At 63.2% G+C, this 24,458-nt stretch carries 20 protein-coding genes and 1 tRNA gene; 7 read left to right on the top strand and 14 right to left on the bottom strand.

The genetic code is table 11. The annotated features are described in order from the left end of the window. Positions 1 to 107: 107 nt before the first annotated feature. Positions 108 to 902, bottom strand: coding sequence for an OBAP family protein (locus B4M43_RS19345; protein WP_296269090.1), 795 nt, complete (start codon positions 900 to 902; stop codon positions 108 to 110). A gap of 132 nt (positions 903 to 1,034) precedes the next feature. Further along, positions 1,035 to 1,802, bottom strand: a complete 768-nt coding sequence (locus tag B4M43_RS19340) for an NAD(P)-binding domain-containing protein (protein ID WP_296269089.1) — start codon at positions 1,800 to 1,802, stop codon at positions 1,035 to 1,037. 194 nt (positions 1,803 to 1,996) lie between these two features. Between B4M43_RS19340 and B4M43_RS19335 the strand changes: the two genes are divergently transcribed. The 3 genes from B4M43_RS19335 (at position 1,997) to B4M43_RS19325 (ending at position 6,081) form a co-directional block, all read left to right on the top strand. Further along, the gene (locus tag B4M43_RS19335; RefSeq protein ID WP_296269088.1) at positions 1,997 to 2,497 is read left to right on the top strand and encodes a sigma-70 family RNA polymerase sigma factor; all 501 of its coding nucleotides are present in this window, start codon (positions 1,997 to 1,999) and stop codon (positions 2,495 to 2,497) included. Further along, a complete protein-coding gene (locus B4M43_RS19330; protein WP_296269087.1) occupies positions 2,494 to 3,483 on the top strand; it encodes a FecR family protein in 990 nt (329 codons plus the stop codon). The genes B4M43_RS19335 and B4M43_RS19330 overlap by 4 nt, the downstream gene beginning before the upstream one ends. Positions 3,484 to 3,561: 78 nt before the next feature. Continuing rightward, positions 3,562 to 6,081 carry a TonB-dependent siderophore receptor gene (locus B4M43_RS19325; protein WP_296269086.1) on the top strand — a complete coding sequence of 840 codons (2,520 nt, stop codon included), beginning with the start codon at positions 3,562 to 3,564 and terminating at the stop codon, positions 6,079 to 6,081. 5 nt (positions 6,082 to 6,086) lie between these two features. Here B4M43_RS19325 and B4M43_RS19320 read toward each other — a convergent pair whose 3' ends face one another. The 3 genes from B4M43_RS19320 to B4M43_RS19310 form a co-directional block, all read right to left on the bottom strand. Further along, the gene (locus tag B4M43_RS19320) at positions 6,087 to 6,812 is read right to left on the bottom strand and encodes a hypothetical protein (protein WP_296269085.1); all 726 of its coding nucleotides are present in this window, start codon (positions 6,810 to 6,812) and stop codon (positions 6,087 to 6,089) included. 112 nt (positions 6,813 to 6,924) lie between these two features. Continuing rightward, on the bottom strand, positions 6,925 to 7,167 hold the full coding sequence (locus tag B4M43_RS19315; protein ID WP_296269084.1) for a hypothetical protein: 243 nt from the start codon (positions 7,165 to 7,167) through the stop codon (positions 6,925 to 6,927). Between the two features lie 10 nt (positions 7,168 to 7,177). Further along, on the bottom strand, positions 7,178 to 7,678 hold the full coding sequence (locus B4M43_RS19310) for a hypothetical protein (protein ID WP_296269083.1): 501 nt from the start codon (positions 7,676 to 7,678) through the stop codon (positions 7,178 to 7,180). Between the two features lie 171 nt (positions 7,679 to 7,849). Between B4M43_RS19310 and B4M43_RS19305 the strand changes: the two genes are divergently transcribed. Then, positions 7,850 to 8,806, top strand: a complete 957-nt coding sequence (locus tag B4M43_RS19305) for a tetratricopeptide repeat protein (RefSeq protein ID WP_296269082.1) — start codon at positions 7,850 to 7,852, stop codon at positions 8,804 to 8,806. Between the two features lie 179 nt (positions 8,807 to 8,985). Here the strand turns inward: B4M43_RS19305 and B4M43_RS19300 are convergent. From B4M43_RS19300 to rpsU, 5 genes are all read right to left on the bottom strand, one after another. After that, positions 8,986 to 9,062 (bottom strand) — tRNA-Ile (locus B4M43_RS19300). Between the two features lie 16 nt (positions 9,063 to 9,078). Beyond that, positions 9,079 to 12,825, bottom strand: a complete 3,747-nt coding sequence (locus tag B4M43_RS19295) for a bifunctional diguanylate cyclase/phosphodiesterase (RefSeq protein ID WP_296269081.1) — start codon at positions 12,823 to 12,825, stop codon at positions 9,079 to 9,081. A gap of 175 nt (positions 12,826 to 13,000) precedes the next feature. Then, complete coding sequence (rpoD, locus tag B4M43_RS19290) at positions 13,001 to 14,854, bottom strand: RNA polymerase sigma factor RpoD (protein WP_296269080.1); 1,854 nt, start codon at positions 14,852 to 14,854, stop codon at positions 13,001 to 13,003. A gap of 67 nt (positions 14,855 to 14,921) precedes the next feature. Then, positions 14,922 to 16,919 (bottom strand): DNA primase, encoded by a 1,998-nt coding sequence (dnaG, locus tag B4M43_RS19285; RefSeq protein ID WP_296269079.1) that lies wholly within the window; start codon positions 16,917 to 16,919, stop codon positions 14,922 to 14,924. A 294-nt stretch (positions 16,920 to 17,213) separates the two neighbouring features. Then, positions 17,214 to 17,429 (bottom strand): 30S ribosomal protein S21, encoded by a 216-nt coding sequence (gene rpsU / locus B4M43_RS19280; RefSeq protein ID WP_002551877.1) that lies wholly within the window; start codon positions 17,427 to 17,429, stop codon positions 17,214 to 17,216. Between the two features lie 203 nt (positions 17,430 to 17,632). Between rpsU and tsaD the strand changes: the two genes are divergently transcribed. Then, a complete protein-coding gene (gene tsaD / locus B4M43_RS19275) occupies positions 17,633 to 18,658 on the top strand; it encodes a tRNA (adenosine(37)-N6)-threonylcarbamoyltransferase complex transferase subunit TsaD (RefSeq protein ID WP_296269078.1) in 1,026 nt (341 codons plus the stop codon). Positions 18,659 to 18,689: 31 nt separating this feature from the next. Here tsaD and plsY read toward each other — a convergent pair whose 3' ends face one another. Next, positions 18,690 to 19,259 (bottom strand): glycerol-3-phosphate 1-O-acyltransferase PlsY, encoded by a 570-nt coding sequence (gene plsY, locus B4M43_RS19270; protein WP_296269077.1) that lies wholly within the window; start codon positions 19,257 to 19,259, stop codon positions 18,690 to 18,692. Between the two features lie 74 nt (positions 19,260 to 19,333). Here plsY and folB point away from each other — a divergent pair, with 74 nt between their 5' ends. Then, complete coding sequence (gene folB, locus B4M43_RS19265; protein WP_296269076.1) at positions 19,334 to 19,690, top strand: dihydroneopterin aldolase; 357 nt, start codon at positions 19,334 to 19,336, stop codon at positions 19,688 to 19,690. Beyond that, positions 19,681 to 20,190 carry a 2-amino-4-hydroxy-6-hydroxymethyldihydropteridine diphosphokinase gene (folK, locus tag B4M43_RS19260; RefSeq protein WP_296269075.1) on the top strand — a complete coding sequence of 170 codons (510 nt, stop codon included), beginning with the start codon at positions 19,681 to 19,683 and terminating at the stop codon, positions 20,188 to 20,190. The genes folB and folK overlap by 10 nt, the downstream gene beginning before the upstream one ends. Before the next feature lie 42 nt (positions 20,191 to 20,232). On the opposite strand, the gene B4M43_RS19255 is transcribed toward folK, so the two are convergent. Genes B4M43_RS19255 through B4M43_RS19245 form a run of 3 tightly spaced genes read right to left on the bottom strand, consistent with a single transcriptional unit; the run spans position 20,233 to position 24,367 of the window. Next, positions 20,233 to 21,471 (bottom strand): multifunctional CCA addition/repair protein, encoded by a 1,239-nt coding sequence (locus tag B4M43_RS19255; protein WP_296269074.1) that lies wholly within the window; start codon positions 21,469 to 21,471, stop codon positions 20,233 to 20,235. 59 nt (positions 21,472 to 21,530) lie between these two features. Next, positions 21,531 to 23,096, bottom strand: a complete 1,566-nt coding sequence (locus B4M43_RS19250; RefSeq protein WP_296269073.1) for a SpoVR family protein — start codon at positions 23,094 to 23,096, stop codon at positions 21,531 to 21,533. Then, positions 23,093 to 24,367, bottom strand: coding sequence for a YeaH/YhbH family protein (locus B4M43_RS19245; RefSeq protein ID WP_296269072.1), 1,275 nt, complete (start codon positions 24,365 to 24,367; stop codon positions 23,093 to 23,095). The genes B4M43_RS19250 and B4M43_RS19245 overlap by 4 nt, the downstream gene beginning before the upstream one ends. Positions 24,368 to 24,458 lie beyond the last annotated feature (91 nt).

Raw genomic sequence — 24,458 nt, 5'->3', positions numbered from 1 at the left:
CGAATGCCATGGCGCCCGAACGAGCGCAGCATCCGGCGTCGCCATTCGAAGCCGCCCGTGCCGGCAGCCCGACGGGCGCTAGCGCGCGCCCATCGGGCTGGACATCGTCACTGGCTCGAACGGCTGTTCCTCTGCTCGGGCGTCGAGGTGGCAGGCTGGTGCAAGTGGCCACCGGTCGGGTCTTCGATCTGGTACGCCTTGCCGTGTCGCCCGCCGTCGGCAGCGGGATCGGGACGGGGAATGGCGATGTCCGCGCGTTGCCGTTTGGTCTTCGCAGTGTCGATGCCCAGCCGCGCATTGCGCTGCTCGACCATCGCCGCGTCCGCCTGGCCATCGGCGGTGAAGCCCATCATCAGTTGCGGCACGCCCACCGGCAGGTTCTTGTCCTGGTCGGTATGCCAGGTGTGCCAGGTCTTGCCGTAGGTGTGCGCCAGACGCTCCATCAACGCATGCTCCGCAGGCGCCGGAATGCCCGGCGCGACCAACTGGCCCGACGACACTTCGTAGCCGTGGCTGTGCCACAAGGCTTTCTCCTTGGGCGGCAGGCCGGCGAACAGCTTCTCGTCGATGATGTACTCCACGCCCATGATCTTGGCGTCTTCGCGGTTGCCGTCGAAGATCACGCACTGGATCACGTCCTCGTTGAGGATCGAGCAGTAGTGGTGCGCTTCCATCTGCACGTGCGGATGGCCGTTGTAGAAATGGAAGCCGTCGAGGTAGGCGTTTATCTTGGAAATCGGCGTCTTGGCCTGCAAGGTGGCGGCGCCGGCTTCGAGCAGTTGGGTCTTGGCGGATTCGGGACGGCCCGGCGCGTCGACCGCCGATTCGGTTTTCGGCGCGGCGCAGCCTCCGATCAGGGCGCAGGCGAGGGGAAGGGCGGCAAGCAGATGAGGCGGGCGCATGGCGGTGGTCTCTTGGCGTGTGTGCTGCAGAGGACCACCTCGCCAGGGTGCCTGTTCAGCGTGTGTGGGCAGGAGAGGGACATCGATGTGCCAAACCCGTCACAGTCTTCGAACGAATCGATTCGAATGGGCTCACCCTTCGCGCCCGAGTTCGAGCAGTACGCTGTCGAATGCCGCTGTCCAAGGTGCTGACACCTGCCGCTCACGAAGCACATCCAGCCCTTGCCGGGTGAAGGTGCCAGGCGTGGCGATGGCATTGCCCATCGTTTCAAGGTCCGTATCCGGATTGTGCCGAGCGCTGGCCAGACAATCCTGCAGGTTGCTCAACACCAGTTGCCTGGCCTGCGCGTGCGGCAGGCCCTGGTCGACGAACCAGCGCTGCAGGTCGTGCAGCCAGAAATAAAACCAGCCGTTCATGCAGGCCGCGACGGTCGCGACTTCGAAGGCGCTTTCGTCTTGCAGCGCAATGAACGTGCCCAACGGCGCCCACAGCTTGCGGGCAGCCCCATTGTCAGGATAGGTGACGACGGTCGTGGCATTGATCTCGGCCGCGTAGGAAAGCATGGCCCTGACCACGGTCGCTTCGGGGAAGCGTTGGGCCAGCGCACTCGAATCCATGCCCGCCACCAGCGAGATCAGTATCTTGTCGGCGCCTAGCGACACTTCGCTCGCCAGTTGCGCGACAACGTCCGGGCGCACGCCCAGTATGACCACGCTCGACCGCTCGACCAGCGCCTGGTTGTCAGGCATCACCTGGCAGTCGAACTGATCGCGCAACGCCGATGCGCGCTGCCGATTGCGCGGGGAAAGAAAGATGGCGCCGGTATGACCGCCATGACGCAGACCGCGCACGAGTTTTTCCGCCAGTTCGCCTACGCCGAGTATGCCGATACTGTGCATGTCCGCTCCAAGCTTGGGTAGAAGGTGGGCAGTGTGGCATGGCTACCCTTGTCAAAGCTGCCGATCGGACACTGCGATTTGCCTCGATGAGGGAAGCGATACCGGCCATTCCATCCCGCGCCGCGATTGCAAATCGCCCAGCACTTGCCCACAATGCGACCAATTATCATTTACGCAGCGCTCGGACGCGCCCTATGCCTTCCCATCACCCGAGCTTGACCACCCTCTATGTCGACCACCACCGCTGGCTGCAGGCCTGGTTGCACAGCAAACTGGACAACGCCGCCGACGCGGCCGACCTCGTCCAGGACACCTTCATCCGCCTGCTCAACCGTCGCGAGCGGCTGGAGCTGAAAACGCCTCGCGCCTTCCTGCGCACCGTCGCCAAGGGCTTGGTGATCGACCATTGGCGGCGTGGGGAAATCGAGCGTGCCTACCTGGAAGCGCTGGCCCTGCGGCCGGAACTGGAATCGCCTTCGCCCGAATCCCGCGAGCTCATCTTCGAGTTGCTGGAAAGCATCGCGCGCATGCTCGACGGCTTGAAACCCAAGGTGCGGCAGGCGTTTCTTCTGGCGCAATGCGAAGGCTTGTCACACCCGCAGATCGCCGCGCGAATGGGCGTTTCGCTGCGTTCGGTGGAGCGCTACGTCGCCGACGCGCTGTACCACTGCTACTTGCTGCGATACGGCGCGTGAACCGCGCTCCGAGGGCCGAGCCGCCTTGCGAGACGGTGGTCAGGCAGGCCATCCAGTGGTCGTTGCGCTTGCAGGTCCACCCGCGCGATTCTCGGCTTTATCAGCAATGCCAGCATTGGCGGGCGCAGACGAACGAGCATGAGCAGGCCTGGCAGCGGGTGCAGGCGCTCAACGGCGAGCTGAGTGCACAATTCGGGGCGCTGCCTGCGCCCGGTGTGGCGGTCGAAGCGCTGGAGCAGAGCCGGCAGCGGCTGGACCGGCGCCAGGCCCTGAAGCTGTTGTCGGGCGTGGCGGTACTCGGGTCGGCCGCTTGGCTCGCCCGCGACCTGTCGCCCGTGCACACATGGCGCGCCGATTACGCCACAGGTGTCGGCCAGCGCAGCAGCGTTCGCCTGGCCGATGGCACACGCCTGCAACTCAACACCGACAGCGCGGTGGACCAGCATTTCACCGCTCGCCACCGCTCGATCAGCCTCACGCGCGGGGAGATTCTGCTGGAGACCGAGCCCCTGCCATCCACCGACAACCGGTTGCCGTTGCAGGTGCGTAGCAAGCACGGCGTGTTCGAAACCTTGGGCGGGCGGTTCGTGCTGCGCCAAGGCAAGGACCAGACCCGGCTGGGCGTGACCGCTGGACAAGTGCTGATCCGCCCGTTCAACGCCAGCCCGGTCGAGGTCCACCCCGGCCAGGATTACCGAGTCAGCACCACGCAAGCGCTGCGCGTGGCGCAGCCGGACATGGACGCGGCAGCGTGGGTCGACGGCCTGATCGTCACCCGCGGCATGCGCCTGCACGACTTCCTGGCCGAGGTGGCGCGCTACCGCAAAGGGCATCTGGCCTGCACCGACGACATCGCCGACCTGCGCCTGTCCGGGGTGTTTCGGTTGGAGGACACGGACAAGCTGCTGGCCGTCCTGGCCCAGACCCTGCCCGTGCGCGTGGAGTACCGCACGCGCTGGTGGGTCACCCTGCGGCGTCAGGCCTGATCTTTTTTGGCGGGTTTTGCGCAGTCGTCCGGCTAAGAGGGAATCACCCCCTCGACTCCACCCTTTACGGAACTCCCGATGACCCGGCAACTGACCTCTTCCCAAGCGCGCCCGCCAGTCGACCGCGCCGGCGCACGACGCAACCGTCTGAGCAGTGCGGTTCGGCTCGCGACCCTGACCACGGCGCTGGGCGTCGGCGTCCTGTCTGCGCAGAGCCAGGCCCAGGAAACCACGGCCGTCGCCGCCAGCACGCGGGCGTACGCCATTGCACCCGCACCGCTGGGCGAGGCGCTGAACCAGTTCGCACGCCAGGCGGGGATCACCCTGTCGGTCACCCCACAGCAGACGACCGGCGCGCAGTCCCCCGGTTTGCAGGGCCAGTACTCGGTCGAACAGGCCCTGGCGCTGTTGCTGAGCGGCAGCGGTCTGCAGGCCGTGGCCACCGACACGGGCAGTTACGTGCTGCGCCCTGCGCAGGAGGGCGACGTCTTGTCCCTGTCGGCGACCGACGTACGCGGCTTCACCCTGGGCAATGCTCTGGGCAGCGTCGACGGCTACACCGCGACCCACAGCCAGGTGGCGACCAAGACCAGCACCGCGCTGGTGGAAACCTCGCAATCGGTCTCGGTCGTGACCCGTCAGCAGATGGACGACCAAGGCGCGCAGACTGTCGCCCAGACCATGCGCTATACCCCCGGCGTGCTGACCAACCCCTACGGCGCCACCCACCGCTACGACTACGTGGCCATGCGCGGCTTCAACGACGGCGCGGTGGACAACATCTACCTCGACGGCCTGAAGTCGATGGGCGACAGCGGCACCTTCAGCACCATGCAGGTCGATCCATACTTCCTCGAGCGCGTCGACATCCTCAAAGGCCCGTCGTCGGTGCTCTACGGGCGCAGCTCCCCCGGCGGCCTGGTGGCGCTGACCAGCAAGAAGCCGCTGTACACGCCGTACCACCAGATCCAGGCCACCGTAGGCACCCAGGGCCAACGCGGCATGGGCTTCGACTTCAGCGGGCCGGTCGATGACGACAAGCGCATCGCCTATCGTTTGATTGGCCTGGCCGACAAATCCGACACGCAGTTCGACCATGTCGAGGAAAAGCGCTACGCCCTCTCGCCCACCCTCAGCATCGACTTTTCCGAGGACACCTCGCTGACGTTGCAGGCCTACCTCCAGCACGACCCGGAGGGTGGCTACCATGGCGGCGTACCGGCCGACGGCAGCCTGCACCAGCGCAACGGCCGGCGCATTTCCGAGCACTTCTTCGATGGCGAGCCGAACGTCGATGGCTACAGCCGGGACCAGCAGTCCTTCAGCTACCAGTTCGAGCACCGCTTCAACGATGTCTTCACGGCTCGTCAGAACTTTCGCTATCAAGACTCGAAAGTCGAGCTCGACCAGATCTACGGCTATGGCTGGACCACACCGACCAGCAACGAGCTGAACCGCTACTACTCGGGCGGCAAAGAGCGTCTGCATGCCTTCATCATCGACAACATGCTGCAAGCCGACTTCTTCACCGGCAGCGCCAAGCACACGCTGCTGCTGGGTGCCGACTACCAGCGGCGCAAGACGGTGGTGGACTGGAGCAGCGGCGCGGTCGCCTCGCTCGATGCCTTCGATCCGGTCTACGGCAACGACGCGATCGACTACTACAGCCCCACCAGCTACCTGCGCCGCCTGGAGCAGACTGGGGTCTATGCTCAGGATCTGATCGAATGGGACCAATGGCGCTTCTCCCTGGGCCTGCGCAACGACTGGGTCACCACCTCGGACGAAAACCGCATCGCCGAGTTCGGGCGTCCGGAAGGCACCGAAATCGAGGACAAACGCACCAAGACCACGGGCCGCGCCGGTGTGCTCTACCTGTTCGAAAACGGCATCGCGCCCTACCTGAGCTATTCGGAGTCCTTCAACCCCAATTCCTACTCCGATAATACCGGCAGCCCGCTGGCGCCTACCGACGGCACGCAGTGGGAAGCCGGGATCAAGTACCAGCCGCCGGGCACGGACGATCTGTTCACCGCTTCGGTGTTCCACATCGAACAGGAAAACCTGGCCTCCAAACTGCCGCAAGAGAACTTCTACCGTCCCGTCGGCGCCGTGCGTTCGCAGGGGTTGGAGCTCGAAGCGCACATGCAGTTGACCGACAACTTCAAGTTGTTGGGTAGCTATACCCTGACCGACATCGAGTATTCGAAGTCGATGCCCAGCACCTTCAGTACGGCGGGCAACGTCATCGACAACAAGGGCAACTCGCCGACCCAGGCGCCGAAGCATATGGCTTCGCTGTGGGGCGACTACGCGTTTAACAGCGGTGCGCTGGATGGCCTGCGGGTCGGCGGTGGGGTGCGGTATGTCGGGTACAGCTGGGCCGACGCCGAGAACACCATGAAGGTGCCGTCGTACACGTTGTTCGACGCGTCGGTGGGCTATGACCTGGGCAAGGTGGGGCTCAAGGGGGTGGATGTGCGGGTTAATGCCAACAACCTGACGAACGAGTCCTACGTCGCCTCGTGCGCGAGCCTGAGCTATTGCTACCTGGGCGAAGAGCGGAATGTGAATGCGACGGTGAGTTACCAGTTCTGAGTGGGTTAGGGTTGCGTCTTCTGGAATCGGGTTCGTGCGCCTAGCGCATCGAGCTGTTCTTGCAGAGGCCGCAGCCATTTGCGCACGCCGCTCGCTGCTTTCAGCGGTGGCGTGTCGGCGAGCGCCAGGGTTTCTTTTAGCGGTATGCCGAGGTGTTTGCTGACCAGCTGAACGACGCGCAGCTTCTGTGGGCCGAGGTCGGTGACGATCAGGTCGCCTGCTTCGAAGTCGGTGGGGTCATAGTCAGCGTCGTCCGACGAGGACGCTTCCTCCACGTCCGCAGGTTGCATGCGTGCGTCGATGACTTCCTGCCAGAACGCATTCGCGGGACCGGTTTCGGCTTCGATCAAGGCCTGCCATTGGCCGGCGTCTTGCGTGTCTGCCAGTGCCTGCAACAGCCGGGCAAAAGTCTCCAGATTCGGCGCGATCTCCAGCGCATCCCAACGTCCGGCGCCGTGCGGGGCGTAGTAGACCGGGTAACCTTGGTCAGCCTGGTCTATGGCAATGAAGATGGGATCGTCGAGCCCGGTTTGGGCGATGGCGTACCAAGCGGGATGCCATGCGCCGTCTGCTTCGCTTACCAGGCTTTCGCCGGTGCGGCCGTGGGTGCGGATGCCTGTCTGAAAGGTTTCCAAGGTGTCGAAGTGCGCATAGTGCGTGGGCAGGAGCGGGTCGCCTACGACGATGGGGTGGGCCAGGAAGGTTTGCAGTAGGTGGTTGGAGCGGGGCATGGCGTTCTCCTGCAAGGTACGACGCGAATACCATCGATCGATCTTCTGTTGATCGCCCGTTATTTCCTATGGGTTCGGTTCAAAAACCTCATCCAATGACTATGTCAGGACTTCAATCCTCCTCCGTGAACCTCCGCCGTGTCGAGAAAAGCGTCATACCCAGCGGCACGGCCAACACCGTTAGCAATCCCAGGTCAAAGCCCAGCAAATGCTGCTCACCCCCCTTGAAAATGCCGATCACACCGATTGCCAGCAGCGCCAAACCCAGCCATTTTCGTAGCGAATAGGGTTTTAGAAACTGAATGAGGATCGCGCCTAACACCAACAAGACGACTGTTTGCGTGATATAGGACATATGCAGTTCCTTAGACCTTGATGACCAGCGTCCTGCCAGAACGCTGCGGGCCAATTCCGCCATTGACCTCTCCCTCGACGCTGACCAGTACGTCGCCTGCATGCAGGTTCGGCAGGACCCCCTTAAGGTACCAGGCGACACCCGCCGTCACGCCTGCCCCTGAAGCCCAGCCAATGAGCGGACCGCCCAGCGCACCTATACTCCTGGCTGCACCTCCTGAGGCCGCAGCAACCCCCTTTGCAACGTTGCCGCGCGTAGTGTTGATAGCATCGGCCTGCTGTCGAGTCAGTGGGCTGGAGATACGGATTGTCAGCAGGCATGGCAGGTGTCGAGCCTGCATTCGGTCGTACATATCGACGACCATTCTATTGACCTCATAATGGGCGCGTTTCGCTTCGCCAAAGTGCAACTCGCGCAGACGACCTCGGTCGCTTTCCATGAGGGTGATTTGAGTCAGCGTGAAGACGATCCCTTCCTCGGACCTGTATTGCGTAGTCTGCTCGAGTTTCATGCGCGTATCCCTGCGTGCCGAAGACCGACGATTTTCTAAAATCGGCAATCGGAAAACAAGACGGCTATGTAGAGTTGTACCGACCTGCTCCGTATAGCCATTGCCTTGTTGGCTTCCATACACGCCTTTAAAATGGCCGGCCCTCACAAGGTAGGAAGCACCATGTGGTTCATGAAGAAAAAAACGCTCAGTGACGAGCAGGCGACTGCGCTCCATGAGCAGGCCTGGACAGCGTTTCGCGCGCAGGATCTGGACACCGCGCAGAAGTGCTTCCAGGACCTTGCCAAGGCGTGTTCCGCCGACGCTCGCTGGATGAATGGCATCGGTGCGGTGAATTTGGCGCGTGAGGAGCGCGCCGATGCCCGTCGACACTTCCAGATGGCCGCCGATCGTGACTACCCTGGCAGCCACTACAACCTCGGCATCATGGCCTACCAGGACGGTAACAACGACGTCGCCCGCCGACACTTTCAGAGGGCTGCCGAGCATGATTATCCGGGCAGCCACTACAACCTCGGCAGCATGGCCTTCCAGGAGGGCGATCACGACACCGCCCGCCACCACTTCCAGAAAGCCGCCGAGTCGGATTGCCCGCGCAGCCACTTCTATCTGGGCAGCATGGCCTACCAGGATGGCGATCACGATGCCGCCGTCGAGCACCTCGACAACGCCGTGCGCCACGATCATCCGGAGGCGCTGAACCTGCTCGGCGATGTCCATCTGGATGCCGAGCGCTACCCGCAGGCCGAGCAGGCCTACCGGCGCGCGGCCGAGTTGGGCAATGTCGACGGCTACAACAATCTTGGCCTTCTGTACTTGCAGCTCGAAGACTATCAGCAGGCCAAGGAGGCGTTGTTGCAGGCCTTGGAATCCGACCACGTCTACGCCCAGCACAACCTGGCTGTGGCCTATCACCGCCTGGGCGAGCTCGAGGCGGCCGAGCGCTGGTATCTGATCTCCTTCTCTCTGCACGGCAACTTGCAGTCGCTGGAGAACCTTGGGCATGTGTATGGCGACAGTGGGCGTGAGGTCGAGGGCCAGGCGCTGGTCACGGCCTCCAACAAGCTCTGCGAGGAGCAGCCTCTCAACGATTACGAGCAGGCGTTGATCGAACGGTTGCTGGCGTGAGCCACGATGACCTTGCAGCGTCCTCAATGACTCTTGAGAGAGGCGCTGGGGTGCTGCAGCCATATAAGGCGATCTGCCGCCCGATCTGCAGATCAGCGGGATTGCCGTGCTACCGCACTTTATCCGAGAGGGTGTCGCCAGAAACGCGAAAGCCGCGCAATGCGCGGCTTTCGACAAGATGGTGGGCCCACACGGACTCGAACCGTGGACCAAAGGATTATGAGTCCTCTGCTCTAACCAACTGAGCTATAGGCCCTCAGAAGGAAGCCGGATTATAACGAGGGATCACCCTCGCTGCCATCCGAAAGATCCGAAAGTGCTATACGAAGAAACACTCCCTCGAATTCCCGTGCCGGCAACGGCAGGCTGACGATGTACCCCTGGATCTGCTCGCACCCCTCGGCCGCCAAGAACTGCTGTTGGGCCTGGGTCTCCACGCCCTCGGCGATGATGGTCAACTGCATGCTGCGCCCCAGGGCGATGATGGCGCGGGCGATGGCGGCGTCGTGGGCGTCTTCGGGCAGGCCGCGGATGAAGGATTGGTCGATCTTGAGGATGTCCAACGGCAGGCGCTTGAGGTAGCTCAGCGAAGAGTAACCTGTGCCGAAATCGTCGATGGCCAGTTGCACGCCCAGCTGCTTGAGCTGGTCGAGCACGGCCAGGGCCTCTTCGGCCTGACTCATGATGAAGTTTTCGGTGATCTCCAGTTGCAGGTCGCCGGCATCGAGCTGGTAGGTGTGCAGCAATTGCTCGATGCGCTTGGCCAGGTTGGGTTGGCGCAGCTGGGCGCCGGCCAGGTTGACGGACAGCGGCCCGAATGCCTGGTACTGGCTTTTCCACTGCTGCATCTGCTTGCACGCTTGCTCAAGCACCCAGTCGCCGATTTGCAGGATGCTACCGTTGTCTTCGGCCAGGTTGATGAAGTGCTCGGGCGGCACTTCGCCGAAGGTCGGGTGGTTCCAGCGTACCAATGCTTCGGCGCCGACCAGGGCTTGAGTCTTGAGGCTGAGCTTGGGTTGATAGCACAGGCTCAGCTCGTTGCGTTCGATGGCGCGGCGCAGCTCGTGCTCCAAAGCGATGCGCTCGTTCGCCTGGGCGGTCAGGTCGCTGGTATAGGCTTCGACACGGTTGCGGCCCTTGGCCTTGGAGCGGTACATGGCCGCGTCGGCGTTGCGGATCAGGCTCGCGACATCGGTACCGTCCTGTGGATATAGGCTAATGCCGATGCTGGCACTGGTGAAGAACTCGTGTTCGCCCGCCTGGAAGGGTGCGACGAAACACGCCAACAGCTTGCTGGCGATGGTGCTGGCGTCGCTGGGGCGGTGCAGGCCCGGCAGCAGGATGATGAACTCGTCGCCACCCAGTCGGGCCACGGTGTCGACGTCGCGCACCTGCTCCTTGAGCCGATGGGCGATGCCTTTGAGCAACAGGTCGCCTACGGGATGGCCGAGGCTGTCGTTGATGTGCTTGAAACGGTCGAGGTCGAGGAACAGCACCGCACCTTGGTGGCTGGTGCCATTGGCGTCGGCGAGGGCGATTTGCAGGCGGTTTTCGAACAGCGCGCGGTTGGGCAGGCCGGTGAGCGGGTCGTGGTGTGCTTGGTAGTCGAGCTTGGCCTGGGCGTGCTTGAGGCTGGAGATGTCGGCGAACACCGACACGAAATGGGTGATCTCGCGCTCGTGGTTGCGCACCACGCTGATGGTGACCCAGCCGGGGTACATCTCGCCGTTCTTGCGCCGGTTGTAGATTTCGCCCTGCCAGTGGCCTTCCGCGGTGAGCTGATGCCACATGGCGGCATAGAAGGCGCTGTCGTGATGCCCGGAGGCCAGCATTCGCGGCGTTTGGCCCAGTGCCTCGATTTCGCTGTAACCGGTGATCTCGCTGAACGCCCGGTTGACCGCGCTGATGTGCTGGTCGGTGTCGGTGATCAGCACGGCTTCGGCCGTGTTCTCGAACACGGTGGCGGCCAGTTGCAGCTTTTCCTGCATCAGGTGGCGTTCGGTGATGTCGCGGGCGATGGTCAGCATGCAGTCGACGCCGGCAATCGGCAACGGCCTGACCGACAGCTCGCACAAGCGCATCTGACCGTCGCTACGGCGGATCAGGCAGCTGAAGTCGCGTACGTAACCATCGCGCTTGAGCAGCTCGACGAGCCGCTGGCGCTCTTCCAGGTCGGCCCAGATGTTCAGGTCCACGGCTGTCTGGCCGCGCTGTTTGGGGTTGAGGTTGTAGCCTGTCAGGCGGCAGAAGCCTTCGTTCGCCTCGATCATCAGGCCATCGCTCTGGCGTGACAGCAGCAGGCCGTCAGGCGAGGCATGGAACGCCTTGGCGAACTTTTCCTCGGAGGTTTGCAACTGTTGCTGGGTTTGCTTCAACTGGCTGATGTCGCGTACGGCCACGACCAAGGCCAGGACGCCGTCGAGGTCGAAGGTTTCCGCAGAAGTCAGGCCGGTGAAGCGCTGCCCACCGCTGCGCAGGAAGGTCATTTCCAGATTGCGGATGCCGCCATGGTGCAGGCGCTCCAGCAGCCCCGGGGCGTTGTCTTCGAGCTCCCACAAGCCCAGCTCGGTGGCGGTGTGGCCAAGGACTTCGCTGCGCTTCAGCCCGGTTTGGGCTTCGAAGGCCTCGTTGACCTCCAGCAGCCGGCCATCGCTGTGGCGGGCGATGACCAGAATGTCGGGGCATTGCTCGAACACCGAGGCGAACTTCTGTTCCGAGAGCCGCAGGGCATGCTCGGTGCGCTTGGTCTCGCTGATGTCGATCATCAGGCCGCGCATCAGCGGCGCATGACCCTGCCTGATCATGCTGACGATGTTGCGCACCCATAGCGTGTGGCCATCGGCGCAGATCACCCGGTAGTCGAGGCTGTGGTGGCGGCTGGCTGCGGTCTCGCGCTCGCAATAGGACTGGGCGCGTAGCGCGTCGTCGGGATGCAGGATGCTGCGCCAGAACCCAGGTTTGAGCCAGTCCTTGAGCGGATAGCCCAGCAGCCCTTCGGCATGGGGCGAAACGTAGCTGAACGTGAAGTCCTTGGCATTGGCTTCCCAGGCCACCGCCGACAGGCTTTCGACCAAGCTGCGGTAGTGGTACTCGCTGCTGCGCAGCTCCTGCTCCAGTGCCATGCGCCGGGCTATTTCCGAACTCAGCCGGCGGTTGATGCGCATGACCATGGCCAGCCCGGCGATGAGCAACAGCAGCGCCGGCAGGCCGTAGACCAGTACGTCGTGCCACAGGCTGCGCTGGTCGAGCACATCGGCCACCCAGCGACGTTGAATCTCGCTCACTTCGGTTGCGGAGAGGTCGGCCAGCACCTTGTCCAGGATCGTCACCAGGATCGCATTTTCCCGTGGCACCGCCATCGCCAGTTGGTAGCGGTAGGGCGTTTGGCCGCTGACGTGCAGGCCATCGAGCTTGGTCTCGCGCAAGCTCCAGATGCTCGACGCCAGATCGCTTACCACTGCATCCACCTGCCCGGTGGCCAAGGCCTGCAAGACCGAATTGACGTTGGGCAGGGTCACCAGATTGAGGTCCGGATGGTGGGTGCGCAGCAGTTCGTGGGGCGCATAGTCTTCCACCACGGCGATCTTCAAGCCATACAGGTCATGCAGCGTGCGCGGCTGCGGGCCGCCTTTGCGCGCCAGGATGACGATGGGAAAGTCCAGGTAGGGACGGGTGAACGACAAGTACTCCTGACGCTCGGGTGTGGACATGATGGCTGCGAGCAGGTCGACGCGTTGAGTACGCGCCTGGTCGAGCATGTGCGTCCAGTCGCCCGGCGCGACTGGCTGCATGGCGACGCGCAGGCGCCGTTGGATCAGCTCGACGTAGTCGGCCGACAGGCCTTGGAACGGGCCTTCGCCGTTGCGGAACTCGAAAGGCGGCCAGGCTCCGTCGCCACCCAGGCGCAACTGTGGATGAGCCCTGAGCCAGGCGTTTTCTTCTTTGGTGAGGGTGAGGGCGCCGGCGGTTGCCGTCCAGGTGGCAAGAAACAGTGTGAGCAGGGCCAGCGACAAACGCATGAAGGGGTCTCGATCCAGGAACATGTCAAACGAGTGTAGACCGGCATTGCGAGTGCGCTCGGCTGCGCGAGGTTTTGCTTGGCAGGAAGTGTTGCTGGCGCTGAAAGCTGCGGTTTAGACGTGCTCTTGCACAGAGGCCACAAAGAAAAACCCCGGCCTGGGCCGGGGTTGATCGTCACTCGTCGAGGAAGGAGCGCAGATGCTCACTCCGCGTCGGGTGGCGCAGCTTGCGCAGCGCTTTGGCTTCTATCTGACGGATACGCTCACGGGTCACATCGAACTGTTTGCCGACCTCCTCGAGGGTGTGGTCGGTGTTCATGTCGATGCCGAAGCGCATGCGCAGCACCTTGGCCTCGCGTGCGGTCAGCCCGGACAGTACGTCGCGGGTAGCCTCTTTCAAGCTCTCGACCGTGGCGACATCGATCGGGGACTGCATGGTCGAGTCCTCGATGAAGTCACCCAGGTGGGAGTCTTCGTCGTCGCCGATCGGCGTTTCCATGGAGATCGGCTCTTTGGCGATCTTCAAGACCTTGCGGATCTTGTCCTCAGGCATCTCCATGCGCTCGCCCAGTTCTTCCGGCGTCGGCTCGCGACCCATTTCCTGCAGCATCTGCCGGGAAATACGGTTGAGCTTGTTGATCGTTTCGATCATGTGCACCGGAATACGGATGGTGCGCGCCTGGTCGGCGATGGAGCGGGTGATCGCCTGACGAATCCACCAGGTGGCGTAGGTCGAGAACTTGTAGCCGCGGCGGTATTCGAACTTGTCCACCGCTTTCATCAAACCGATGTTGCCTTCCTGGATCAGGTCGAGGAATTGCAGGCCACGGTTGGTGTATTTCTTGGCGATGGAGATGACCAGACGCAGGTTCGCCTCGACCATTTCCTTCTTGGCGCGGCGTGCCTTGGCTTCGCCGATGGACATGCGGCGGTTGATGTCCTTGATTTCGGCAACGCTCAGACCGGTCTCTTGTTCGAGGTCGATCAGCTTTTGCTGGCAAGCCACGATGGCTGCGTTCTTCTCACCCAGGGCCGCGGCCCACTTGGTGCTGCGCTTGGAGAGGTCACCGCTCCAGGTCTGGTCGGTTTCATTGCTGGGGAACAGACGCAGGAAGTCGGCGCGCGGCATGCGGGCATCACGCACGCACAACTGCATGATGGCGCGCTCTTGTGCGCGCAGACGCTCCAGGGCACCACGGACGCGCTCGACCAGGGCTTCGAACTGCTTGGGCACCAGCTTGATCGGCATGAACAGCTCGGCCAGCGCGGCCATGGCGGCCAAGCTGTCCTTGTGCGCACGGCCGTGCTTCTTCAGCACCTTGAGCGTGGCGTCGCGCTGTTCGGCGACCGCGCCGAAGCGCTGACGGGCCAGCTCTGGATCGGGACCGCTTTCGACTTCGTCTTCGCTGTCGTCGCTGCTATCGTCGCCGTCTTCTTCCTCGTCGCCTTCCTGCTTGGCCGCAGCCGGCTTGGCGCCTGGAATCGGCACTTCGTCGTTGGGCGAGGCGATGTTGTCGTCGGGGTCGATGTAGCCGCTAAAGACGTCGGACAAACGGCCCGCGTCGGTGGTGACACGCTCGTATTCGCTGAGGATGTGGTCGACGGTACCCGGGAAGTGGGCGATGGCGCCCATGACTTCACGGATGCCTTCCTCGATGCGCTTGGCGATTTCGATTTCGCCTTCGCGGGTCAGCAGTTCGACGGTGCCCATTTCACGCATGTACATGCGCACCGGGTCGGTCGTACGGCCAATATCGGTCTCAACGGCCGCCAACGCTGCCGCAGCTTCTTCGGCCGCGGCTTCGTCGGTGTCGGCTTCGGCCAACAAAAGGGCATCCGCATCCGGAGCACTCTCGAATACGTTGATCCCCATGTCGTTGATCATGCGGATGATGTCTTCCACCTGTTCCGGATCTGAAATATCCTCCGGCAGGTGGTCGTTGACCTCCGCGTAAGTCAGGTAGCCCTGCTCACGACCGCGGGTGATCAACTCTTTGATACGAGACTGCTGTTGCGCTTTTCCGGACATAACACCCTATCCACTGAAGGTCTTGGCGGGCAAAAAACAAGCCGGGGATTATACCCGAGCAAGGACCTCACGCGCCAGTTGAGGTCGGGGTTTGTGCTGGAACATGACGGATGAGCAGGGCGACCAGTTCGGTTTTTTCCTCGCTCGACAGCGCAGGCCCATGGCCGCTATCGCTTAGACGCGCCTTTTTCATCAGATGTTCAAGCCTTCGCTCGCGCTGACGAGCGGACAAGCTGGTTATGGTGTCGATGAACTGTTGTTCAAGGTTTTCGCCGTCAATCAACCACTCCTTTTCGGCCAGGGCCCGCAGCAACCGGCCCTGATCGGTGCCGTGCCAGCGTGCGATGAGTTGCATCGAGCTTAGTCGAGGATTCTTCTGCGCCGCTTCGATCAAGGCTACGAGCAACTGGCTGTAGACATGCTCCTCGTCGGCGAAGTGGCTGGCGTTCTCGACCTTGCCGGCCAGCAACGGATGGTGCAGCAGGGTGCGCAGCGCCGACAGGGTGGGCGGTTCCACGGGTGCCGGCACCCGTGGCGGTGGCTCGCGACGGTCGTCGCGCTGCCAGGGCTTGCCGCCCTTTTTCCAGGGTTTGTCCTGCCACTGTTTCTTGCCTTGGCTTTTGTGTGCGCCCCACGCGGGTTGTTCCTGATGGCCGGCGTAATGCTCGACGTGCGGCATGTCGCCGTAGTCGGGAGTAAAGGTGGCCATCGCGTCGTAGTCGTAGCCAGGGTCGTAATCGGGCGCGCTCGCGGGCGGTGCGCTCTGCGCCAGCTGCTCGACTTGCTGCGGGTCGAGACCGGTGATCTCACGAAGCCGGTTGCGCATCAACTGGCGCAGGTTGGCGCCCGGCACCTGCTCGATCAGCGGCGCTGCCAGGGTAGCCAAATGTGCCTTGCCTTCCAGCGAACGCGGATCGGCTTCGTTGCTCAGTTGCTCGAAGAAATAGTCGGCGAGCGGCTGCGCGTGCTGGTTGATGCGGGCGTGGAAGGCATCGGTGCCTTCGGCGCGCACCAAGGTATCGGGGTCTTCGCCTTCGGGCAGGAACAGGAAGCGCGCCCGGCGGCCGTCCTGCAGGCTCGGCAGGGCCGATTCCAACGCCCGCCAGGCCGCCTTGCGCCCGGCTTGGTCGCCGTCGAAGCAGAACAGCACGCTGGGCACCACTCGGTACAGGCGCTTCAAGTGCTCTTCGCTGGTCGCGGTGCCGAGGGTGGCCACCGCGTTGCGCAGGCCTTGCTGGGCCAGGGCGATGACGTCCATGTAGCCTTCGACGACGATGATTTCGTCGAGGTTGCGGTTGTGCTTGCGCGCCTCGTACAGCCCGTACAGCTCCTGGCCCTTGTGGAATACCGGGGTTTCCGGCGAGTTCAGGTATTTGGGCTTGTCGTCGCCCAGCACCCGGCCACCGAACGCGATGACGCGCCCGCGGCTGTCGCGGATCGGGAAGATCACCCGGTCGCGGAAGCGGTCGTAGCGCTTGCCGCTCTCGGCGTTCTCGATCAGCAGGCCGGCATCGATCATCACCTTTTGTTGCAAGGTGTCGGCGCCCAGGTGCTTGAGCAGGTTGTCCCAGCCAGGTGGCGCGAACCCCAGGCCGAAGTCGCGGGCGATCTCGCCGGACAGGCCGCGGCCTTTGAGGTATTCGACCGCAGACTTGCGCGTCGGATGGTTGCGCAGCGCCTGGCGGAAGAACTCGGCGGCCGCTTCGAGCAGCGGGTACAGCGGCGAGTCGGTTGGTTGGCGCGGCTTCTGGTTGCGCCGGCCTTCCTCGCGCGGAATCTCCATGCCGGCCGCGCGGGCCAGTTCCTCGACCGCCTGGGGGAAGTCCAGGTTGTCGTGGTCCATGATGAAGCCGAGCGCGTTGCCGCCGGCGCCGCAGCCGAAGCAGTAGTAGAACTGCTTGTCGGGGCTGACGGTGAAGGAGGGGCTTTTCTCCTTGTGGAACGGGCAGCAGGCGGACAGGTTCTTGCCGGTTTTCTTCAACTGCACGCGCGAGCTCACCACATCGACGATGTCGGTGCGGTTGAGGAGGTCATCGATGAAGCTCTGCGGAATCAGCCCGGCCATGGCGGTCTCGTCATCTGGCGACTGGCAAGTTTAGACGCTCGCGCGCAAACGCAACGTAGCGGCCAGTGATGAAAAAGAAGGAATGCGGGGTGGAGCGTGCGCGTGGGTAGCCTCGAAAGGCTCGTCAGTAAAACGTGCACCACTGGTCGAGGACCAGGTCTGACGAATGTCGCGAAGTGCCCATGGCTTGTGCCGGGGCGCCCGGAGCGCATGGCTCAGGGATTGAAACTACAACTGCCATTAGCCCGGCACGATGGCCGGGCTTTGGCAGAAGCTTTGCGACGTGCGGCTGTATTAGTACAGACGAACGGCGCGGCGCTGTTCGCGCTGAACCTTCTTGGCGTGACGCTTTACAGCGGCGGCAGCTTTACGCTTACGCTCCGAAGTCGGCTTCTCATAGAACTCGCGGCTGCGAACTTCAGCCAATACACCGGCTTTTTCGCAGGAGCGCTTGAAGCGACGCAGAGCTACGTCGAAGGGTTCGTTCTCTTTAACTTTGACGGCTGGCATCCAGGGCTACCTTATTCATTACCGGGGTAGACGGACTCCTGGCAAAACAAAGGTGTGCTGGAGAACGTCGGTTTTCAAGGGTTGCGGATGTTACCCCGTCGCCAGCAGGAATGCAAAGCCTCTGATCGAAAACCGCTGGTCGGTACCTGGCGCGGCGACTATCATGCGCCGCTTCGAATTCAGCCTCCACAAGGCACGCACCCATGTTAGTACTGGGCTTGGAAACATCCTGCGACGAGACTGGCGTCGCATTATATGACAGCGAGCGCGGTCTGTTGGCCGATGCCCTGTTCAGCCAGATCGACCTGCACCGCGTCTACGGCGGCGTGGTGCCGGAATTGGCCTCGCGCGACCACGTCAAGCGCATGCTGCCGCTGATCCGCGAAGTTCTGGCCAGTGCCGGGCGCGCGCCTGGCGACATCGACGCCATCGCCTACACCGCCGGCCCGGGCCTGGTCGGTGCCCTGCTGGTGGGGGCCTCCTGCGCGCAGGCGCTGGCCTTCGCCTGGGACATTCCGGCCCTGGGCGTGCACCACATGGAAGGCCATCTGCTGGCGCCCATGCTCGAAGCGCAGCCGCCGGCGTTTCCGTTCGTCGCTTTGTTGGTGTCGGGGGGCCATACCCAGCTGGTTCGGGTCGATGGCATCGGCCAATACCAGCTGCTGGGCGAGAGCCTGGACGACGCCGCGGGCGAGGCGTTCGACAAGACCGCCAAGCTCATCGGCCTCAACTACCCGGGCGGGCCGGAAATCGCTCGTCTGGCCGAGCGGGGCACACCGGGGCGCTTCAAGTTCCCGCGGCCCATGACCGACCGGCCCGGGCTGGAATTCAGCTTCAGTGGCTTGAAAACCTCGACCCTCACCGCCTGGCAGCAGTGCTGCGCCGCGGGCGACGACACCGAGCAGACCCGCTGCGACATTTCCCTGGCGTTCCAGCAGGCCGTGGTCGACACCTTGACCATCAAATGCAAGCGCGCCCTGCAACAGACCGGTCTCAAGCGTCTGGTCATCGCTGGCGGCGTGAGCGCCAACAAGGCGCTGCGGGCATCGCTCGAAGACATGCTGGCGAGCATCAAGGGCAACGTCTATTACGCGCGTCCGCAGTTCTGTACCGACAACGGCGCGATGATCGCCTATGCCGGTTGCCAGCGTTTGCTCGCCGGGCAGCGCCAGGACCTGGCGATCAGTGTGCAGGCCCGTTGGCCGATGGAGCAGTTGCCGGCGATTTGAGCCTGCATGAGCGCTGGGCGACACCTGGGATTCAGAAGTGCCGCTCGCGCCCGGCCCACAGGTCGCGCAGGTTGTTGCGGTGGCTCCAGACGATCAGCAGGGTAAGCAGCGTGACCGGCAGCAGGGCGTCGGCCTGGCGCCAGGCCAGCAGCGGCAAGGTCAGCGGAGTGGCGATCAGGGCGGCTAGGGAGCTGGTGCGGCTCAGATGCAAAGTGAGCGACCAGATCCCGATCGCCAGCAAGGCGGCCGGCGGGTACACCACCATCAACATGCCGGCGGCAGTGGCCACACCCTTTCCGCCGTGGAAGCGGAAATACACCGGGAATACGTGCCCGACCACGGCACACAGGCCGATCCAGGCCTGCGCTTGCAGGTCGAGGCCGGCCAGCTTGGCCAGCAGCACCGGTACGCTGCCCTTGCACAGGTCGCCCAACAGGGTCAGGATCGCCATGCGGCGACCCGCCAGGCGCAGCATGTTGGTGGCGCCCGCATTGCCGGAGCCGCTCGAGCGCGGGTCGGGGCTGCCTGCCAGTCGGCTGAGGACGATGGCGAAGGACAGTGAGCCGAGCAGGTAGGCAAACAGTGCCAATGACCAAAACATGCTAACTATTCCGGGCGAGAACGCCCCGATTCTAACGGCGCCAGTCGCCCTTGTCGTGCTGTGGAGAGAAGTGCTTGGACAGAGTGTTCATCGAAGGGCTGGAAGTCGATACCGTCATCGGCGCCTATGACTGGGAGCGCGACATTCGGCAATGCCTGCGTCTGGACCTGCGCTTCGCCTGGGACAACCGCCCTGCCGCAGCCGACGACGACCTGAGCCTGACGCTCGACTACGCCACCGTCACGGCGCGTATCCAGGCATTCGCCGAACAGGCGCGTTTCGAACTGGTGGAAACCTTCGCCGAGCGCCTGGCTGCGGCCTTGATGCAGGAGTTCGGCATCACCTGGATGAGCCTGAAGGTGACCAAACCGGGCGCCATACCGGCTGCACGTGGTGGCGTTGGCGTGGAGATCGAGCGCGGATGTCTCTGAGCACGGTATACCTGGGGCTTGGCAGCAACATCGAGCGCGAGCGCCATCTGTGCGCAGGGCTCGACGCGCTGGCCGAGCTGCTGAGCGACATGCGCTGTTCGGCCGCTTTCGAAAGCGATCCTGTGGGCATCAAGAGCGGCCCGTTCATCAACCTGGTGGTCACTGGCCAAACGACGCTGCCGCTGCTCGAACTCGACCGGCGCCTGAAATTCATCGAGGCCGACAACGGTCGCTATGCCGCCGATCGCAAGGGCCTACCGCTAGACATCGACGTGTTGATGTTCCGCGACTGGCACGGCACCTTCGACGGCCTGGTGCTGCCTCGGGCCGAGATCCTCAAGAACGCCTTCGTGCTCTGGCCCTTGGCACTGCTCGCGCCCGACCTGCAACACCCGCTGGCCGGCAAGAGCATGGCGCAGCTGTGGCAAGAGGCCGATATTCGACAAGTGCTCGCCCCAGTGCCGTTCGAGTGGCGCGGTAAGCAACTCACTGCCCTGTGACGAGCGGCGGGCCGGCCCGACATGGGGGCCGAGCGCCGGGCATCAGCCGTTCGACGCCATGCGCGCCGCTTTGAACGCCTTCAATGCATTGAGCCGCTCGCGCTTGATCGCATCGCCCAAAGCCTTGCCGGCCAGCCCCTGGTCGATCAGGTGCTGCGCGCTGGCAGCACGGGCCACCTTGGCCGCTTCGCGCAGGTACTCGGCCTGTGGATAAGACCGATTTTCCAGACCCAAACGGCCGCGAGCATCCATTTCGCATGCGGCGATGAAGTCTTCGAAGCGCTGTGGACGTCGGTACACATCGAATTTCTGCAGCAGCTCCAGCAGCGTGTCCGGCCGCAGTTCCAGCGCGCGATGGCCATGGGTGTGGTATTCGCCGACCAGCAGCGCCAGTTCCTGGCACTCCTTCGGCGCCTTGAAGCGCTGGTTGACCGCCTTGATCAGCTTCACGCCCCGGTGTTCGTGGGCGATGTGCCGTGGCCATTGCTCTTGAGGCGTGGTGCCCTTGCCCAGGTCGTGCAGCAGGCAAGCCCAGCGCACGCTCAGCGACTGGCCGTGCAGCGCGGCCTGTTGCAACACCGCCAGGGTATGCACGCCGCTGTCGATTTCCGGATGATGGGCTTCGGGTTGCGGCACGCCGAACAGCGCATCGACTTCCGGCATCAACTGCGCGAGCGCGCCGCAATCGCGCAACACCTGGATGAACATCTGCGGCTGCGCCTCCATCAGGGCGCGTTCGATCTCTTTCCAACTGCGCTCGGCGGTCAGCGCTTGTAGCTCGCCCGACTCACTGATCTGGCGCATCAGCTCCAGCGTTTCTTCGGCCACGCGAAAGCCCAGTGGAGCATATCGGGCGGCGAATCGCGCCACGCGCAGCACGCGCAAAGGGTCTTCGGCGAAGGCCGGGGACACGTGGCGCAGGAGCTTGGCTTGCAGGTCGCGTTGCCCGTGGTAGGGGTCGTAGAGGTTGCCCTGTGGGTCTTCGGCCATGGCGTTGATGGTCAGGTCACGGCGGATCAGGTCCTGCTCCAGCGTCACGTCGGGGCTGGCGTGAAAGGTGAATCCGCCATAGCCGCGTCCGCTCTTGCGCTCGGTGCGAGCCAGGGCGTACTCCTCGTTGGTCTTGGGGTGCAGGAATACCGGGAAATCGGCGCCTACGGGGCGGTAGCCTTGCTCGTGCATCTGTTCGACGGTGGCGCCCACCACCACCCAATCGACATCGCTTACGGCGAGGCCGAGCAAACGGTCGCGTACCGCGCCGCCAACTTTGTAAATGTGCATAAACGTCTCCAGTGCAGGCTCACAGCATACCCTGTGGGCCTGCGCCGGCGAACGTCGCCTCAGGGGTGGCGGGCGGCCATGTCCAGGCGCCCGTAGTCGTGGGCTTCGCCGTGTTCGCTGCGCGGTGGCATGTGATGGGTTTTCATCACCTGTTCGCCTTGCACGGTTTCCAAGTGCACGTCGAAGCCCCACAACCTGTGCAGATGGCGCATGACCTCTTCGGTGGAATCGCCCAGAGGCTTGCGGTTGTGCTGTTGGTGGCGCAGGGTCAGCGAGCGGTCGCCGCGGCGGTCGATGCTCCAGATCTGCACGTTCGGCTCGCGGTTGCCCAGGTTGTACTGGGCCGCCAATTGCTCGCGGATGGTCCGATAACCCGACTCGTCGTGGATGGCCGGCACCAGCAGGTCGTCGCGCTGGTCGTCGTCGAGGATGCTGAACAGCTTCAGGTCGCGCATCACCTTGGGCGACAGGTACTGCAGAATGAAGCTCTCGTCCTTGAAGCTGCTCATGGCGAACTTCAGGGTGGACAGCCAATCGCTGCCGGCGATTTCCGGGAACCAGTGGCGGTCCTCGTCGGTGGGGTGCTCGCACATGCGGCGGATGTCGGTGTACATGGCAAAACCCAGTGCGTAAGGGTTGATGCCGCTGTAATAGGGGCTATCGAAGCCGGGCTGGAACACTACGCTGGTGTGCGACTGCAAGAACTCCATCATGAAGCCGTCGGTCACCAGGCCTTCGTCGTAGAGATCGTTCATCAACGTGTAGTGCCAGAAGGTGGCCCACCCTTCGTTCATCACTTGCGTTTGGCGCTGTGGGTAGAAGTACTGCGCGATCTTGCGCACGATGCGCACCACCTCGCGCTGCCAGGGCTCGAGCAGAGGCGCGTGTTTTTCGATGAAGTAGAGAATGTTTTCCTGCGGCTCTGCGGGGAAACGTGCGAAGTCTCTGTCGTCGCCTTTGCCCGCACTTTTCGGAATGGTGCGCCACAGGTCGTTGATCTGCCGTTGCAGGTATTCTTCGCGCTCGGTCTGGCGCCGGCGTTCCTCCTCGGCCGAGATGGGGTAGGGCCGTTTGTAGCGGTCGACGCCATAGTTCATCAAGGCATGGCACGAGTCGATGAGGTCTTCCACGGCATCGATGCCGTGACGTTCCTCGCACTGGCTGATGTACTGCTTGGCGAACACCAGGTAATCGATGATCGAGGTGGCGTCGGTCCAGGTGCGGAACAGGTAGTTGCCTTTGAAGAAGCTGTTGTGCCCGTAGCAGGCATGGGCGATCACCAAGGCCTGCATGCACATGGTGTTCTCTTCCATCAGGTAGGCGATGCACGGATCGGAGTTGATCACGATCTCGTACGCCAGCCCCATCTGGCCGCGTGTATAGGACTTCTCGGTGCTGAGGAACTGCTTGCCATAGGACCAGTGGTGATAACCCAAGGGCATGCCCACCGAGGCATAGGCGTCCATCATCTGCTCGGCGGTGATCACCTCGATCTGGTTGGGGTAGGTATCCAGGGCATAGCGCGCGGCCAGACGGCTGATTTCCCTGTCGTAGGTCTGGATCAGCTCGAACGTCCACTCGGAACCGGTGGAAATGGGTTGGCGTCGCTGGGCTCTGGCGGTCATGTGGCTAACCTGCGCTGGAAGAGTTCACGGAAGACCGGGTAGATGTCACCGGCCGAGACCAGTTGCTGTTGCGCGAACGTGTCGGGGAAAGCCTCGCCCATGCGCTCGTACTCGTACCACAGCGCCTGGTGTTCGCGCGGAGTGATCTCGACATAGGTGTAGTACTGCACGTGGGGCATGATCTGCTTGGCCAGGATGTCCCGGCAGATGGGCGAATCGTCGTTCCAGTTGTCGCCGTCCGAGGCTTGGGCGGCGTAGATGTTCCAGTCGTTGGTGGGGTAGCGCTCGGCCATGATCTCCTGCATCAGTTTAAGCGCGCTCGACACGATGGTGCCGCCGGTTTCCCGCGAGTAGAAGAACTCTTCTTCGTCCACCTCGCGGGCGCTGGTGTGGTGGCGGATGAACACCACGTCGATGCGGTCGTAGTTACGCTTGAGGAACAGGTACAGGAGGATGAAGAAGCGCTTGGCGATGTCCTTGGTGGCCTGGGTCATGGAGCCGGACACGTCCATCAGGCAAAACATCACCGCTTTGGAGCTGGGGTTGGGCTGCTTGACCAGCAGGTTGTACTTGAGGTCGAAGGTGTCGAGGAAGGGCAGACGGTTGATACGCGCCCGCAGCCGCTCGATCTCGGCCTCGACCGCTTGGATGTCGGTGAAGTTGGCCGGCTCCTCCACCTTGAGACGGGCAAGCTCGGCTTCGGCCTTGCGCAACGCCGCACGGCTGCTGCCGGTCAGCGCGATGCGCCGGGAATGGGCCGAGCGCAAGGTGCGCACGATGTTGATGCGTGACGGATTGCCTTCGCTGCTGACTCCTGCACGTACGGTCTTGAAGGTATCGGTGCCATTGAGGTGACGCTTGACCAGATTGGGCAGTTCCAGGTCTTCGAACATGAATTCGAGAAACTCTTCCTGGGTGATCTGGAAGACGAACTCGTCCATGCCTTCGCCGGAATTGCCCGCCTTGCCAGGGCCGCTGCCACCGCCGCCTCCACCCTTGGGCCGAGCGATCTGCTCACCGGCCGTGAACTCCTTGTTGCCCGGATGCACGACGGTCTGCTTGCCACCACGGCCGTGGTGCAGCACCGGCTCGTCGATGTCGCGACCCGGAATGCTGATCTGTTCGCCGTGCTCCATGTCGGTGATGGAACGGCGGCCGACGGCCTCTTCGACCGCCTTCTTGATGTGGTCACGGTAACGCCGCAAGAAGCGCTGGCGATTGACCGTGCTCTTGTTCTTGCCGTTCAGGCGTCGGTCGATTACATAGCTCATGGTTCCTCCGGTCGCTGGGAGCAGCTGCAAGCCATAAGCCTCGCGCTGCAAGCAAGGGCATTTAGCAGTGTGCCAAGCCATGGAGCACCGG

This window comes from Pseudomonas sp. UBA6562 (assembly GCF_002434265.1).
Classification (GTDB): Bacteria; Pseudomonadota; Gammaproteobacteria; order Pseudomonadales; family Pseudomonadaceae; genus Aquipseudomonas.
Note: the sequence above shows the minus strand (reverse complement) of the source record. Positions and strands in the feature narration are given on the sequence as shown.